The 14,722-nt window shown below is 39.8% G+C and carries 15 protein-coding genes; all 15 read left to right on the top strand.

What is annotated here, in order from left to right; translation table 11 throughout:
- Positions 1-205 precede the first annotated feature (205 nt).
- Positions 206-1,720 carry an anthranilate synthase component I gene (trpE, locus tag ACFX4E_RS02890; protein WP_028410743.1) on the top strand — a complete coding sequence of 505 codons (1,515 nt, stop codon included), beginning with the start codon at positions 206-208 and terminating at the stop codon, positions 1,718-1,720.
- The gene (gene trpD, locus ACFX4E_RS02895) at positions 1,713-2,738 is read left to right on the top strand and encodes an anthranilate phosphoribosyltransferase (RefSeq protein WP_013059005.1); all 1,026 of its coding nucleotides are present in this window, start codon (positions 1,713-1,715) and stop codon (positions 2,736-2,738) included. The genes trpE and trpD overlap by 8 nt, the downstream gene beginning before the upstream one ends.
- The gene (gene trpC, locus ACFX4E_RS02900; protein WP_013084885.1) at positions 2,728-3,495 is read left to right on the top strand and encodes an indole-3-glycerol phosphate synthase TrpC; all 768 of its coding nucleotides are present in this window, start codon (positions 2,728-2,730) and stop codon (positions 3,493-3,495) included. Before trpD ends, trpC begins: the two co-directional genes overlap by 11 nt.
- Positions 3,485-4,111 (top strand): phosphoribosylanthranilate isomerase, encoded by a 627-nt coding sequence (locus ACFX4E_RS02905; protein WP_028410745.1) that lies wholly within the window; start codon positions 3,485-3,487, stop codon positions 4,109-4,111. Before trpC ends, ACFX4E_RS02905 begins: the two co-directional genes overlap by 11 nt.
- Positions 4,108-5,322: a tryptophan synthase subunit beta gene (trpB, locus tag ACFX4E_RS02910; RefSeq protein ID WP_013059002.1), complete on the top strand. Its 1,215-nt coding sequence runs from the start codon at positions 4,108-4,110 to the stop codon at positions 5,320-5,322. Before ACFX4E_RS02905 ends, trpB begins: the two co-directional genes overlap by 4 nt.
- Entirely contained in the window at positions 5,309-6,124 is an 816-nt protein-coding gene (gene trpA, locus ACFX4E_RS02915) for a tryptophan synthase subunit alpha (protein WP_013084883.1), read from the top strand. Before trpB ends, trpA begins: the two co-directional genes overlap by 14 nt.
- Before the next feature lie 4 nt (positions 6,125-6,128).
- Positions 6,129-7,232 (top strand): histidinol-phosphate transaminase, encoded by a 1,104-nt coding sequence (gene hisC / locus ACFX4E_RS02920; RefSeq protein ID WP_377237904.1) that lies wholly within the window; start codon positions 6,129-6,131, stop codon positions 7,230-7,232.
- Between the two features lie 72 nt (positions 7,233-7,304).
- Entirely contained in the window at positions 7,305-8,405 is a 1,101-nt protein-coding gene (locus ACFX4E_RS02925; RefSeq protein ID WP_377237903.1) for a prephenate dehydrogenase, read from the top strand.
- Between the two features lie 21 nt (positions 8,406-8,426).
- A complete protein-coding gene (aroA, locus tag ACFX4E_RS02930; RefSeq protein ID WP_028410747.1) occupies positions 8,427-9,716 on the top strand; it encodes a 3-phosphoshikimate 1-carboxyvinyltransferase in 1,290 nt (429 codons plus the stop codon).
- A 253-nt stretch (positions 9,717-9,969) separates the two neighbouring features.
- On the top strand, positions 9,970-11,232 hold the full coding sequence (locus ACFX4E_RS02935; protein ID WP_285850282.1) for a tetratricopeptide repeat protein: 1,263 nt from the start codon (positions 9,970-9,972) through the stop codon (positions 11,230-11,232).
- Between the two features lie 97 nt (positions 11,233-11,329).
- Positions 11,330-11,875 (top strand): ReoY family proteolytic degradation factor, encoded by a 546-nt coding sequence (locus tag ACFX4E_RS02940; protein ID WP_013058996.1) that lies wholly within the window; start codon positions 11,330-11,332, stop codon positions 11,873-11,875.
- Positions 11,876-11,992: 117 nt separating this feature from the next.
- The gene (locus tag ACFX4E_RS02945) at positions 11,993-12,451 is read left to right on the top strand and encodes a YpiF family protein (protein WP_255257689.1); all 459 of its coding nucleotides are present in this window, start codon (positions 11,993-11,995) and stop codon (positions 12,449-12,451) included.
- Positions 12,452-12,655: 204 nt separating this feature from the next.
- Entirely contained in the window at positions 12,656-13,156 is a 501-nt protein-coding gene (locus ACFX4E_RS02950) for a QcrA and Rieske domain-containing protein (protein WP_013058993.1), read from the top strand.
- A gap of 3 nt (positions 13,157-13,159) precedes the next feature.
- Positions 13,160-13,834, top strand: a complete 675-nt coding sequence (qcrB, locus tag ACFX4E_RS02955) for a menaquinol-cytochrome c reductase cytochrome b subunit (protein WP_013058992.1) — start codon at positions 13,160-13,162, stop codon at positions 13,832-13,834.
- 110 nt (positions 13,835-13,944) lie between these two features.
- Positions 13,945-14,712, top strand: coding sequence for a menaquinol-cytochrome c reductase cytochrome b/c subunit (locus ACFX4E_RS02960; protein ID WP_013058991.1), 768 nt, complete (start codon positions 13,945-13,947; stop codon positions 14,710-14,712).
- The last annotated feature ends 10 nt before the right edge of the window (positions 14,713-14,722 follow it).

The raw sequence follows: 14,722 nt of genomic DNA on the forward strand, positions 1-14,722 counted from the left end.
ATTTTAGTTATGAGAAAACAATAGACAGTTTAGTTGAGATTAGGGTAGACGAGAATGAGACAGTTGAGCAGAGTTTAGTTGAGTGAATTTTACCATTCGTATACCCAAAGGCCCATTTTTGATGTGTCTTTGGGTTTATTTATTATATCCTCTTTTATATAACCTCATCTATTCTCATTCTCCATGAAATGGAGGATTGAAAGATATGACGAACACGTATACTTCTTTTTTAGAAGACTCTACAGAGTATTTAACCATTCCAATTATAAAAAAAATATTTATCGATAGCATGACACCTGTTGATCTTTTTCAACAAGTAAAAGATGAAGCCGTATATTTGCTTGAAAGTAATGATGAATCATCACCATGGTCCAATTATTCTTTTATTGGCTTAAATCCATTTTTGTATGTCGAGGAAGAAAACGGAACCTATCTAGCAAAAAACAAGCAGCTTCAGCCTATGCTGCAAGGAGACAGCTTTAAAGAGGTATTTTGTAAAATTCAGCAAGAGCTGAAAGTGAAAGTACCAGACCTTGCACTTCCTTTTAAAGGAGGAGCAGTAGGGTTTATCAGCTACGACGCAGTATCGCAAATTGAAAAAGTAAACGTACATGCCCAAAATGATTTGAACATGCCTACTTTTCACTTTATCTATTGTCAAACGATGCTTGCGTACAATCATCAAACAAAAGAGCTTATGGTGATTCACTACATTAAGCTTAATGAGCAAGACAAAGAGCAGCAGAAAAAAGAAAAATACGGTGAAGCTTTAGCAGAGATCAATCGATATGTTGAAAGAATAGCGCAGACGGTGAAAGAAAAGCCAATGATGTTTGAAAGCGAGCAGCGCGAAGTTAGCTTTGAAGGCGTGACATCGTCATACCAAAAAGATAAATTTGTGCAAGATGTGGAAAAAATTAAGGAATACATTAAAAGCGGAGATGTTTTTCAAGCCGTATTGTCACAGAGATTTCAAATTGATACGACCGTAGCTGGATTTGATATTTACAGAGTATTGCGATTAGTTAATCCGTCTCCTTATTTATTTTACGTGAAAGTAAAAGGCGTGGAGCTAATTGGAAGTTCTCCTGAGCGGTTGATTCAAATTGAAAACGGCCATTTAGAAATTCATCCGATTGCAGGAACGAGAAGACGTGGCAGGGATGCAGAAGAAGATGCGCGCTTATACGAAGACTTAATTAACGATGAAAAAGAGCGGGCAGAACACTATATGCTCGTGGACTTAGCAAGAAATGACATCGGCCGAGTTGCACAGTATGGAAGTGTCCAAACACCAGTATTAATGCAGCAGGTTAACTTTTCGCACGTCATGCACTTGATTTCTAAAGTGACAGGGCGCCTTGACGAAAAAGTACATCCCATTGATGCGCTGCTTTCTGCATTTCCAGCGGGTACCGTATCTGGCGCTCCAAAAGTGCGAGCGATGCAAATCTTAAATGAAATTGAACCAGTTGCGCGAAATGTATATGCAGGAACCGTAGCATATCTCGGATTTGATGGAAACATTGATTCGTGCATTGCGATTCGGACCATTCTTTTGAAAGACCAGACCGCTTATATCCAGGCTGGAGCAGGAGTGGTTGCTGACTCAAAACCGGAGCTTGAGTGGAAAGAAACCCGCAATAAAGCCAGCGCTTTAATCAAAACAATTCAATTGGCCCAAGACATCTACGATAAAAAGGAGGATGTATATGTTTAAAGAATTGTTAAAAAAGTGTTTGCGCGGTGAGTCACTTTCAGCGGAAGAAGCAGAAAAAATTATGAATGATATTATGAACGGTAAAGTCCCGGCAGCTCAAATCGCTAGCGTGCTAACCATCTTAACGTACCGAGGAGAAACCGTCGATGAAATTGTCGGTTTTGTCCGAGGTATGAAAAATAATATGAATGCTATTTCTCTAGAAGAATTAAACGTAGTAGATACATGCGGTACCGGAGGAGATGGGGCCTCTACGTTTAATATCTCGACGGCTAGTGCGATTGTGGCATCTGCTGCCGGAGTAAAGGTTGCGAAACACGGGAACCGCGCCGTATCTTCTAAAAGCGGAAGTGCCGACGTGTTAGAACATCTGGATATATGGATTCAAGGAAATGAAAAAGAAGTGAAAAATGCGGTGGCTGACCTCAACATGTCCTTTTTGTTTGCGCCGCTTTATCATCCAGCTATGAAGCACGTTGCTGCTACTCGAAAGGAATTAGGATTTAGAACGGTTTTTAATGCATTAGGTCCATTAGCAAACCCTACTAACTGCACAAAGCAAGTAATTGGCGTTTATTCCATTGAGCTTGCACGAAAATTAGCAGAAGCGCTTGTTGTACTTGGAGCTAACCACGTCCTTCTGGTTGCAGGCAGAGACGGTTTGGATGAAATCAGTGCCACTGATGTAACGGACGTTGTAGAAGTACAGGGCAATGTCATTACAGAATATACGCTTGCACCAGAGGATGTACACTTACAGAGAGGGAAGCTTGAAGACTTAGTGGTAGAAGATGCAAAATCGAGTGCCGAGCTTATTGAATCGCTATTTTTAAATAAAAGCAATGTAACTGCTAAAAACGCAGTCGTGTTGAACTCTGCTGCAGCTATTTACGTTAGCGGAAACGTTTCTACTTTTGAAGAAGGAGTAGCTGTAGCTTTGGAAACAATTGAATCAGGTGCTGCATACACACAATTACAACGATTGAAATCGAAAAAGGTGGTTGAACATGCTCAATAAAATTATTGAAACAAAAAAAGAAGAAATTCAAAACTTACAGTTACCCGAACAGCAAAATGTTGCAAAACGATCATTTTTAGACGCTTTATCAAATCCGAATCGAGAGCTGGCTCTTATTGCAGAAGTGAAAAAAGCTTCTCCTTCCAAAGGATTAATAAAAGAGAATTTTCAGCCTGTGGAAATTGCTAAAGCCTACGAGAAAGGGAAAGCAGATGCTTTGTCTGTGTTAACAGATCAGCACTATTTTCAAGGAAATCGAACGTTTTTAAGTGACATTAAACAGCATGTCTCTATCCCTGTGCTTCGCAAGGATTTCATCATTGATTCCATTCAAGTGGAAGAAAGTGCAAGAATCGGTGCTGATGCTATTTTACTCATTGGAGAAGCACTTGAACCGTTAAAATTGCAAGAGCTTTATCTTCAAGCTGCTGAAAAAGAGTTAGATTGTTTAGTAGAAGTGCATTCTCTAGAAACGCTTGAAAAGCTGCTAGCTGTATTTACCCCGAAGATTATCGGCATTAATAATCGAAATCTTCACACGTTTGAAACCAGCGTGCAGCAGACCAAAGAAATCGCTAAGCACGTTCCGAAAAATCAGCTGTTAGTGAGTGAAAGCGGAATTTACTTATACGATGATGTTTCCTACGTAAAAGAAGCGGGAGCAAAAGCTATTTTAGTAGGGGAATCGCTTATGAGGCAGGATAATCAAACCAAAGCGATTGAAAAGCTGTTTGGGGAAAGTGAATATGCTCATTAAGTACTGTGGTATTCGATCAAAACAAGATATAGCTTTAATCGAAAGTTCGGCTGCTACTCACATTGGCTTTATTTTCTATCCAAGAAGTAAACGATATGTAAAGCCTGAACAAGTAAATGAGTTTGTAACGGATGAAATAAAAAAACAAGTCTCGCTAGTAGGGGTATTTGTTAATACACCGGTTGATCAAATACTTGAAATTGCCTCCCTAACAAATTTAGATGTAATTCAGTGCCACGGGCAAGAAACAGCTGCGGACGTACGTCAGTTAAAGCAGCGTGGATATGAAGTGTGGAAAGCACTCCCTCACAATAAAGAAACGCTGCAGCAAATGCATGTATATGAAGAAGCTGACGGGTATGTAATTGATAGCAAGGTTAAAGAACAATTTGGAGGAACGGGCGTTGCTTTTGATTGGAGCTTCGTTCCTCAGTATGAATCAGCTGCCCAAAGGTTAGGTAAAAAATGTTTTATTGCTGGAGGAATCAATGCTTGTAACATTGAGAACTTGTTACCCTACAAGCCTGGGGCGATTGATATTTCTGGCGGTATTGAAACAAATGGAACGAAGGACTATACAAAAATTATAGAAATTGAAAGGAAGATCATACTATGACATACAATCATCCTGATGAATTTGGCCGCTTTGGTGAATTTGGCGGAAAATACGTACCTGAAACATTAATGAAACCACTTGAAGAAGTAGAAGCAGCTTTGAATCAAGCAATGAAAGATCCGGCATTTAAAGATGAGTATCTGTCTTTACTCGTCAACTACTCTGGGCGACCAACGGCTTTAACATACGCTGATAATATTACCGAAACGCTCGGCGGGGCAAAAATTTATTTAAAACGTGAAGACTTAAATCATACGGGTGCTCACAAAATCAATAATGCCATTGGACAGATTTTACTTGCTAAACGGATGGGGAAAACAAAAATTATTGCTGAAACAGGAGCGGGTCAGCACGGGGTAGCTACAGCTACAGTAGCTGCAAAGTTCGGAATGGAATGTAAAGTATTCATGGGAGAAGAAGATATTGAACGTCAGGCGTTGAACGTCTTTCGCATGAAGCTTCTAGGAGCGGAAGTCATTCCTGCAACTTCTGGAACAAAAACGCTAAAAGATGCAACAAATGAAGCAATTCGCTACTGGGTTCAACATTGTGAAGATCATTTTTACTTAATTGGTTCGGCCATTGGACCGCATCCTTATCCTAAAATGGTTCGAGATTTCCAAAAAATTATTGGAGAAGAAGCAAAAGAACAGTTTACAGCGGTAGAAGGCAAACTTCCAAATGCTGTCGTGGCATGCGTTGGAGGCGGCAGTAATGCAATCGGAATGTTTTATGATTTTATTAAAGAAGAAAATGTACGCTTGATCGGCGTAGAAGCAGGAGGGAAAGGACTAAATACAGCCCTCCATGCTGCTAAAATGGCTAAAGGCACAAAAGGTGTTATTCACGGAACGCTCACGTATTTACTTCAAGATGAAAATGGTCAAATTACAGAGCCTTATTCTATTTCAGCAGGTTTGGATTATCCAGGTATCGGTCCAGAGCATTCTCACCTTTCATCTATTGGACGAGTAGAATATGAAAGTGTAACGGATGATGAGTCAATCGAAGCTCTTCAGCTGCTGGCGAAAACAGAGGGAATCATCCCGGCTATTGAGTCCGCCCATGCGCTGGCAAAAGCATTTGAACTGGCTAAAAGCATGACGAAAGAAGAAACCATTTTAATTTGCTTGTCAGGTCGAGGAGATAAGGACGTTCATACATTAGTAAACTTGCTAGAAGGGAAGGAAGAAGAACATGAATACGTTTGAAGCGAGACTACCTAAACATGAAACATTGTTTATTCCATTTATTACAGCAGGAGATCCTCATGAAGATGCAACGGTGGAAATTGCTTTGTCTTTGCAAAAGCAAGGTGCCTCTATTTTAGAGCTGGGCGTACCATATTCTGACCCTTTAGCAGATGGTCCAATTATTCAAGAGGCGTCTAAAAGAGCTTTATCTGGTGGTATGTCTATTTCAAAAGCCATTAAGCTTGTATCGGTGATGAGAAAAAAAGGTGTGAAAATACCGGTAATTCTCTTTACCTATTTTAATCCTGTGTTACAATTAGGTTTAGAATCCTTTTTCGCGTTAATGCGAGAAAATGAAATAGATGGAGTGCTAATTCCGGATTTACCGTACGAAGAGAGTGGCCGTATCCGGGAGCTTGCCGCTGAAAATGAAGTTGCGTACATTTCAATGGTTGCTCCTACATCTAAAGAGCGTATTCAAAAAATCGCTGCAGATGCAACGGGCTTCTTATACTGCGTGTCGTCTTTAGGCGTTACTGGGGTTCGCTCTACGTTGCCAGCTGATATTGGCACCTTTTTAGAAGATGTGAAAGCAGCAGCTTCTATACCGGTGGCCGTCGGTTTTGGGATTTCAACAAGTGAACAAGTAGAGGTGTTAAAAGAACATAGCGACGGCATTGTAATTGGAAGTGCAATTGTTAATAAAATTGGCCAGCTTGAACAAGTTCTTTTAAATAAGGATACACGCCGAGACGGATTAAATCAAATTGAGGAGTATGTTGCATCCATCGTTTCGCCTATACAAAAATGCGAGGTGTAACACGTTGAAGGTAAAAGAACAATTACTAACTTTATCTCCATATAAACCAGGTAAGCCAATTGAAGAAGTAAAGCGTGAATTTAATTTAGATCGCGTTGTAAAATTAGCTTCTAATGAAAATCCTTACGGCAGTTCTGCTTTAGTAAAAGAAGCGATTGCTGCAGAAATCGAAAATATGGCGCTTTATCCAGACGGCTATGCAGCTGAACTGCGTGCAGCAGTAGCAAAGCACGTAGGCGTAGAGCAAGATCAGCTGATTTTTGGAAATGGGTCTGATGAAGTCATTCAAATTATTTGCCGAGCTTTGCTATCGGCTGATACAAATACTGTCATGCCGACGCCGTCATTTCCTCAATATAAGCATAATGCCGTAATTGAAGGTGCAGAAATTCGTGAAGTACCGCTGCGGGGCGGAGATCATGATTTAGATGCTATGCTTCGTGTAATTGATGAAAATACGACAATTGTGTGGGTATGCAGTCCTAATAACCCAACGGGAACGTATGTGAAGGGCGATGAGTTAATTTCTTTTATGAAACAAGTTCCTAAGCATACATTAATCGTTATGGATGAAGCCTATTTTGAGTATGCAGCAGATCAAGCCGACTATCCGGATACGGTAGAGTTTTTGAATGAATACGAAAACTTAATTGTACTTCGCACATTTTCAAAAGCATACGGCTTAGCTTCTTTGCGCATTGGTTACGGTATTGCAAACGAATCATTACTACAAAAAATTGAGCCGGCTCGTGAACCTTTTAATACAAGCCGCATGGCTCAAAAAGCAGCAATCGTTGCTCTTGAAGACCAAGCGTTCATTGAAGAGTGTAAAAAGAAAAATGAAGAAGGCTTGCAGCAATATTATGCTTTCTGTGATAAGAACGGTTTAAACTATTATCCTTCTTTCACTAACTTTGTTCTAATTGATTTTGGCCGTCAAGGCGATGAAGTGTTTCAATTTTTATTGCAGCGCGGATTTATCGTTCGTTCAGGGAATGCATTAGGCTTCCCAACTTCCGTTCGTATTACGGTGGGAACGAAAGAACAAAATGAACAAATTATTGAATTGCTTCAGCAGTTTGTTAATCAAGCAGCAGCGAAAGCTTAATACCTAATATAGTAAAAGATGAGAGTGTGATTTCACACTCTCATCTTCATATGCACAATGAGGTGAAGGAAAGTGACAAAAAATGTTTTTGTTATAGGTTTGGGGTTAATTGGAGGATCGCTGGCGCTTAATATAAAAAAGACGCATCATCATCTTGATGTAATAGGTTTTGACATTAATCAAGAGCAGCTGGAGCTTGCCAAAACCCTAGGTGTAATTGACCAAGCGGCTTCTTCTTTGCAACAAGGCGCGGAGCAAGCCAATTATATTGTTATTGCCATTCCGGTTACTCAAGCAGCGGAAGTGCTAAAACAGTTAGAACATTTTACGCTCAAACAGTCTGTTATCGTCACAGACGTAGGAAGTACAAAAGAAGAGGTAGTGAAGACAGCGGAGGCTCTTATTGCTAAAGGCATTGAGTTTATCGGCGGCCACCCAATGGCTGGGTCTCATAAAAGCGGAGTAGCTGCTTCTAAAGCTCATTTGTTTGAAAATGCCATGTATGTATTAACACCTTCATCTTCTACTTCTTCGGAGGCTTTGGACAGTTTAAAGGAATTGCTAAGTGGTACAAAAGCTAAAATTATTGTGATGTCACCAAAAGAACATGATAAATTAGCGGGTGTCATCAGCCATTTTCCTCATATTATTGCTGCAAGCCTTGTTCATCAAGCAGAATATTACCAACAAGACAACCAGCTAGTTTCGCAGCTTGCAGCTGGAGGGTTTCGTGATATTACACGTATTGCTTCAAGCAGTCCAGCGATGTGGAGAGATATTTTGCTTCATAACCAGGATGCGCTTCTTTCAATGTTTGACCACTGGCTTGAAGAAATGAACGACGTGCGAAATATGATCGAACGAAAAGACGCGAACGATATCTATACATATTTTTCACAAGCAAAACAATTTAGAGATCAGCTTCCTGTACGAACAAAAGGAGCGATTCCATCCTTTTATGATCTCTATGTGGATGTTCCTGACTATCCGGGGATTATTTCAGAAGTGACGGGTTATTTAGCAGAAGATGAAATCAGTATTACAAACATTCGAATTTTAGAAACACGAGAAGACATATACGGAGTATTACGTTTGAGCTTTCAAACAGAGGAAGATAGAAAGCGGGCAAGAGCGTGTCTCCATCAGCATCAATATCAGACGTTTATTTCTTAATGTATGAAAGGCGTGAATGAAATGAGTGGAAAACAATTAAAAACGAATCTTTCATCTCTCCAAGGAGAAATTTCTATTCCTGGAGATAAATCGATTTCTCACAGAGCTGTGATGTTCGGAGCGATGGCAGAAGGGAAAACAACGATTAATCATTTTTTAGCAGGGGAAGATTGCTTAAGTACGATTTCGTGTTTTGAAAAGATGGGCGTATCGATTAAAAGAGAAGGCGAGTATGTCGAAGTCGAAGGTAAAGGTATCGAAGGGTTAAGTGAACCTGCTTCCATCCTAGATGTAGGAAATTCAGGAACGACTACTCGTTTAATGCTTGGGATTCTCGCAGGTGTGCCATTTCATACGTCTCTAATTGGAGATGAGTCGATTGCCAAGCGTCCTATGAGCCGCGTTACGGTGCCCCTGCGCTCTATGGGTGCAAAGATTGATGGGCGTGAGCACGGCCAATATACGCCTTTATCGACTCGAGGAGGAGCTTTAAAAGCAATTCATTACCATTCTCCTGTAGCAAGTGCACAAGTAAAATCAGCGATTTTACTAGCGGGACTTCATGCAGAAGGCACAACAAAAGTAACTGAGCCTTTTACATCACGTGACCATACAGAGCGTATGCTTCGCGCCTTTGGAGTAGACGTAGAGGTAGATGGAACGACTGTAAGCATTGAAGGAGGACAATCTCTGCGCGGAACGGATGTCTACGTACCTGGTGACATTTCTTCAGCGGCGTTCTTTCTTGTTGCAGGAGCTATTGTTCCAAACAGCCGAATCGTTTTGAAAAACGTCGGACTCAATCCTACAAGAACAGGTATTATTGATGTGCTTCAGCAAATGGGTGCACGTCTTACAATTTCTAATGAACGTATTCAAAATGGAGAGCCAATTGGCGATTTGACGATTGAAACGTCTCAGTTGAAAGGGATTGAAATTGGGGGGGATTTAATTCCTCGTTTAATTGATGAAATTCCAGTGATTGCTCTTTTGGCGACTCAGGCGAATGGGAAAACGGTTATTAAAGATGCCGAAGAATTAAAAGTAAAAGAAACGAACCGTATCGATACGGTTGCAACGGAGTTAAGCAAGCTCGGTGCCTCTGTTACTCCAACAGCTGATGGCCTCATCATTGAAGGCAAGACTGCTCTAAAAAGCGGTGAAGTAGACAGCTATGGAGATCATCGAATTGGAATGATGCTTGCGGTCGCAGCAGCCATTGCAACGGGAGAGGTAACACTAATGAGAAGTGAAGCTATTCACGTCTCCTATCCTACTTTCTTTGAAGATCTTGATAAACTAAGCGAATAAGAAAAAGACCGGGACAAACGTATTTTGGTTGAAGGGAAATCCGAACGATGAACTGATATTCTTGATAGAGAATCAAACTCGTTCGGATTTTTATCCGAAAAATGTAAGCGTATTCAAATTGATTTGTTGAACAAACGCTCAAACTATTTTATCATGGTGTATAGAAGCATGTGTTCTTGCTTCGGTTTGGAAAAAATAGAAAATTAATTCGTTTTATTTGTATATAAAAAGTGAATGTAATAATAAAGGAGAATTGTGTGTGAAAGAACTAGACCGCGCGATAGGTTACGTAGAATCCAATGAAATTGAAAAAGGTCTTGCCCTTATTCATGAATTGAAAGATAAAGCTACAGACGAAGAAAAATTTTTAATGGCTGAACAGCTTCAAGAGTGGGGACTAGTAAATGATGCGCTGCCTTTAATAGACGAGCTCATCGCTAAATACCCAGAAGAAGGCGAGCTGTATTTATTAAAAGCTGAAATGCTTATCGATTTAGAAGAAGAAGAAGAAGCGATTCATATTTTAAATCAAATTAGCAGCGAAGATGATAACTACGTGCCAGCTCTGCTTCTTGTAGCTGATTTATATCAAATGCAAGGCCTTAGTGAAGTAAGTGAGCAAAAGTTAATGGAAGCGAAAAAAATGCTTCCAAATGAGCCGGTTATAGATTTTGGGCTCGGTGAATTTTACAGCAGTCAAGGAATTTATCAAAAGGCGATTCCTTTTTATCAAACGCTGCTAAAAACAGAAAAAGAATTTAACGGCACGGATCTTCGTCAGCGATTAGCTGAAAGTTTAGCAGGTATCGGCCAGTTCGAAGAAGCGCTGCCTTACTTTGATCAAGCGCTAAAAGATAAGCTTGAGATTAACACACTATTTGAATATGCGATTTCAGCGTATCAAGCAGGTCATTATCAGACCGCTATTGAAAAGTTCACAGAACTAAAAGAGCTAGACCGTGAGTACCATTCTCTTTATTTATATTTAGCAAAATCATATGAACATGAAGAGATGCTAGAAGAGGCTGCGGTGGCTGTCAACGAAGGTATTGCGCAGGATGAATTTCAAAAAGAACTTTACTTTTTTAAAGGGAAGATAGCATTAAAGCGCGGTCTAGAAGAAGAGGCTGAATCGGCATTTCAACAAGCGATTGCACTAGATCCTGGGTATATTGAAGCCATTTTAACTCTCTCTAAACTTTATATGAGTCAAGAGAGATATGAAGATGTAGTAGAGAATATCGAGCACGCCAAAGAATATAATGAGCATGACCCTCATTTTGAATGGGATTTAGCAAAAGCTCACCAGGAATTAGAAAATTATGAAGAAGCGCTAAAATACTACGAATCTGCATACACCGTTTTTAAAGAAGAGTATGCGTTTTTAGAAGAGTATGGCTACTTCTTATTAGAAGAAGGACAGCGCTCGAAAGCGAAGGAGATTTTCCAAGCCTTATTAGCAATGGATCCAACAGTAGATGAAATTCAAGACATATTATTTCAATTAGAAGAATAAATAATAGTTCAGAGGATTTTATTGCTGCCGTGTGGAATAAATAACTGTAAAAGGTGTTTTAACTGAGAGTTTAAACACAGAGGAGGGAAGTGAGAATATGACGACCCCTGTTACTGTCAACGAGAAAAAAGAATTTGTTCGCTGGTTTTTAACGAATTATCAGCTGAAGCGAAGAGAATGTGTATGGATTTTAAATTATTTGATGAGCCATGATCAATTGATGAAACGAGTTCACTTCGTTGAGCAAGCACAGTTTTGTCCTCGCGGGATGGTGATGTCTACGCACTGTGTGGAAGACCCTCCATTTCGTTTTTATAAAGAAAATATCATGACAACCGATGCAGAAAAATCATTTCATGATATTCGTTTGAATCGAGAAGAAGACATTTATATTCAATTAAACTTCCGATCGTTGTATTCATCGCCTCAATATGTGGCTGTACTGGAAGACAATCCGTATATGCCAAAAGCTAATCAAACAAATGAAAAAGACAGAGTATTAGCTGAGCAAATATTGGAAGAATCTATTCAGAAGTTTCAGCGATCAAAAATCATGGAACTAATTGATAAAGCATTAGATGAAAACGATAAAGAAGAATTTCAGCGCTTAAGCGAATATTTAAATAACCATTATGTACAGTAGATAAACGAGGGATTGGCTAGCTTCTTAGAAAAAGGTCAATCTCTTTTTTTATCTCCTTATTCATTTTGGAAAATAAATAAGACAAGCTTTAGCGGGCTTGCTGAGAGGAGAAGAAAGTTGAAGCTTCAGGCCAAGGAAATGGATGTGTACCTACAATCCAAAAGTTATGTTGATACCGTATTGGTTCCGCTCATTCCGATTGATTTCGGAGAAGATTTAAAGCTTACTGCATCTATGAGTGAATATACGACTGCTCTTACTGAAGAGTTAGAAAGGCAATTTAAAGGAAGAGTGATTTTAACACCTAGTTTTACATACTTAAAAAAAGATGGAGTAGCTGCTGTTTATGAAACATTACTTCGTTGGAATGAGCATATAAATGACAATGAAGTCAAACATCTTTTTGTGCTTACTAGCGACCGAGACTGGCTGCAGTTTGAAAAAGAAATAGGGGCGCACTGCATTTGGATACCTGCTTTACCTCTTGAGCATATAGATGAGTCGCATAAGTATAAGCTCATCCATGAACAAGTTCAACAGCTCTTACCGATTTTTGTAGAGAAATGGAGTGTTTAAAAAGACTGTAGAATAAGTAATGGAAGCGCACACAAAATAATGACAAAAAATTTAGAAAAATAAAGATTATTTCCATGTTTTAGGTTTTTATTGTATTGACCTTCCAGAAATATTAATATATCATGATTATGTCCTAGTTTAATAGAATGGTCCATCATGTGTCCAAAATTCTCTGGACTGAACTTTTTTAAAGGGGGGAAAAGCATGGGTGATCGGGTATCAAGACGACAGTTTTTAAACTATACGCTCACTGGTGTAGGGGGATTCATGGCTGCTGGAATGTTAATGCCAATGGTGCGCTTTGCAGTAGATCCAATTTTAGAAAAAGAAGCGGGTCAGGATTTAGTAGCTGTAGCGCAGGTTAAAGACATTACAAAAGAGCCGAAACGTGTCGATTTTAAAATCAAGCAAGTGGATGCGTGGCATAAATCAGAAGAGCCAAGATCGGCTTGGGTGTACAAAACTGATAAAGGTGAAATCGTCGCGCTGTCACCAATTTGTAAGCATTTAGGCTGTACGGTTAACTGGGCTGGTGACAAAAACTATCCACACCGTTTCTACTGCCCTTGTCATGGGGGAATGTATGAAAAAAGCGGTAAAAATGTACCGGGGACACCACCGATGGGACCGTTAGATGTATACGTTCAAAAAGTAAAAGGCGGTACGTTATATCTAGGAAAAGCCAAACCACAAGGAGGGGCATAGAAAATGTTGAATAAAATCTATGACTGGGTGGATGAACGGCTAGATATTACTCCTTTATGGCGAGATGTGGCCGATCATGAAGTGCCAGAGCACGTAAATCCTGCACATCACTTTTCAGCATTTGTGTATTGTTTTGGTGGATTAACGTTTTTTGTTACCGTTATTCAAATTTTATCAGGCATGTTTTTAACCATGTATTATGTACCAGATATAAAAAATGCATGGGAATCCGTTTATTATCTGCAAAATGAAGTCGCTTTCGGACAAATTGTTCGAGGTATGCATCACTGGGGAGCAAGTTTGGTTATCGTCATGATGTTTTTACATACACTTCGTGTTTTCTTCCAAGGAGCATACAAAAAACCCCGCGAGTTAAACTGGATTGTGGGTGTGTTAATTTTCTTTGTTATGTTAGGTTTAGGTTTTACAGGTTATTTGTTGCCGTGGGATATGAAAGCGCTATTTGCAACGAAAGTAGGTTTGCAAATTGCCGAATCCACACCAATTATAGGCCAGCAAGTGAAGACATTACTCTCAGGACATCCAGACATCGTTGGTGCTCAAACACTAACTCGCTTTTTCGCCATTCACGTATTCTTTTTACCCGGAGCTCTACTTGGCTTAATGGGTGCCCACTTCTTAATGATTCGTAAACAAGGAATTTCAGGACCACTATAAAATTTTATACGCTTTATTCAATTAGTCAATCACACTAGTCATCATATGCATCAAGCACATACTCCGTTGTTAGTACTTTCACTAGAACAGTGAGAAAAAGGAGGGAGAACATGCATCGTGGTAAAGGGATGAAGTTTGTTGGAGATTCACGTGTTCCTGCAGAACGAAAACCCAATATTCCAAAAGATTACTCTGAATTTCCAGGGAAAACAGAAGCATTCTGGCCAAACTTTTTACTAAAAGAATGGATGGTAGGTGCAGTTTTTTTAATCGGTTATCTATGTTTAACCATCGCTCATCCATCTCCTCTTGAACGTATTGCCGATCCGACTGATACGGGGTACTTGCCTCTTCCTGACTGGTATTTTTTGTTCCTATATCAATTGCTTAAATATTCATTTGCTTCTGGTCCATATAATATTATAGGTGCATTTATTATTCCAGGGATTGCATTTGGCGCATTAATGCTTGCTCCGTTCATTGATCGAGGGCCAGAAAGAAGACCAGCTAAGAGGCCGTTTGCAACAGGATTCATGCTTTTGGCTATAGCAGCAGTCTTTTTCCTAACGTGGCAGTCAGCCACACAGGTGGATTGGAAAGCGCGTGAAGAGCAAGGGAAAATTAGAGAAGAAGTAGCGATTGACAAAAATTCAGAAGGCTACAAAATCATGCAAGAACAAACGTGCTTGACCTGTCATGGTGATAACTTACAGGGAGGCCCTGCAGCTCCGGCTTTAACAGGCATTGATTTATCTCCTGAAGAAATCGCCAATATCGCAAAAAATGGGAAAGGCAATATGCCAAAAGGTGTTTTCAAAGGTTCAGATAAAGAATTGAAAACGCTCTCGGAATTTGTCGGCAACTTAGGGAAAGAATAGTGAAAATCAG

It is taken from the genome of Priestia sp. YIM B13491 (assembly GCF_042787605.1).
In the GTDB taxonomy this organism is placed as follows: domain Bacteria; phylum Bacillota; class Bacilli; order Bacillales; family Bacillaceae_H; genus Priestia; species Priestia megaterium_E.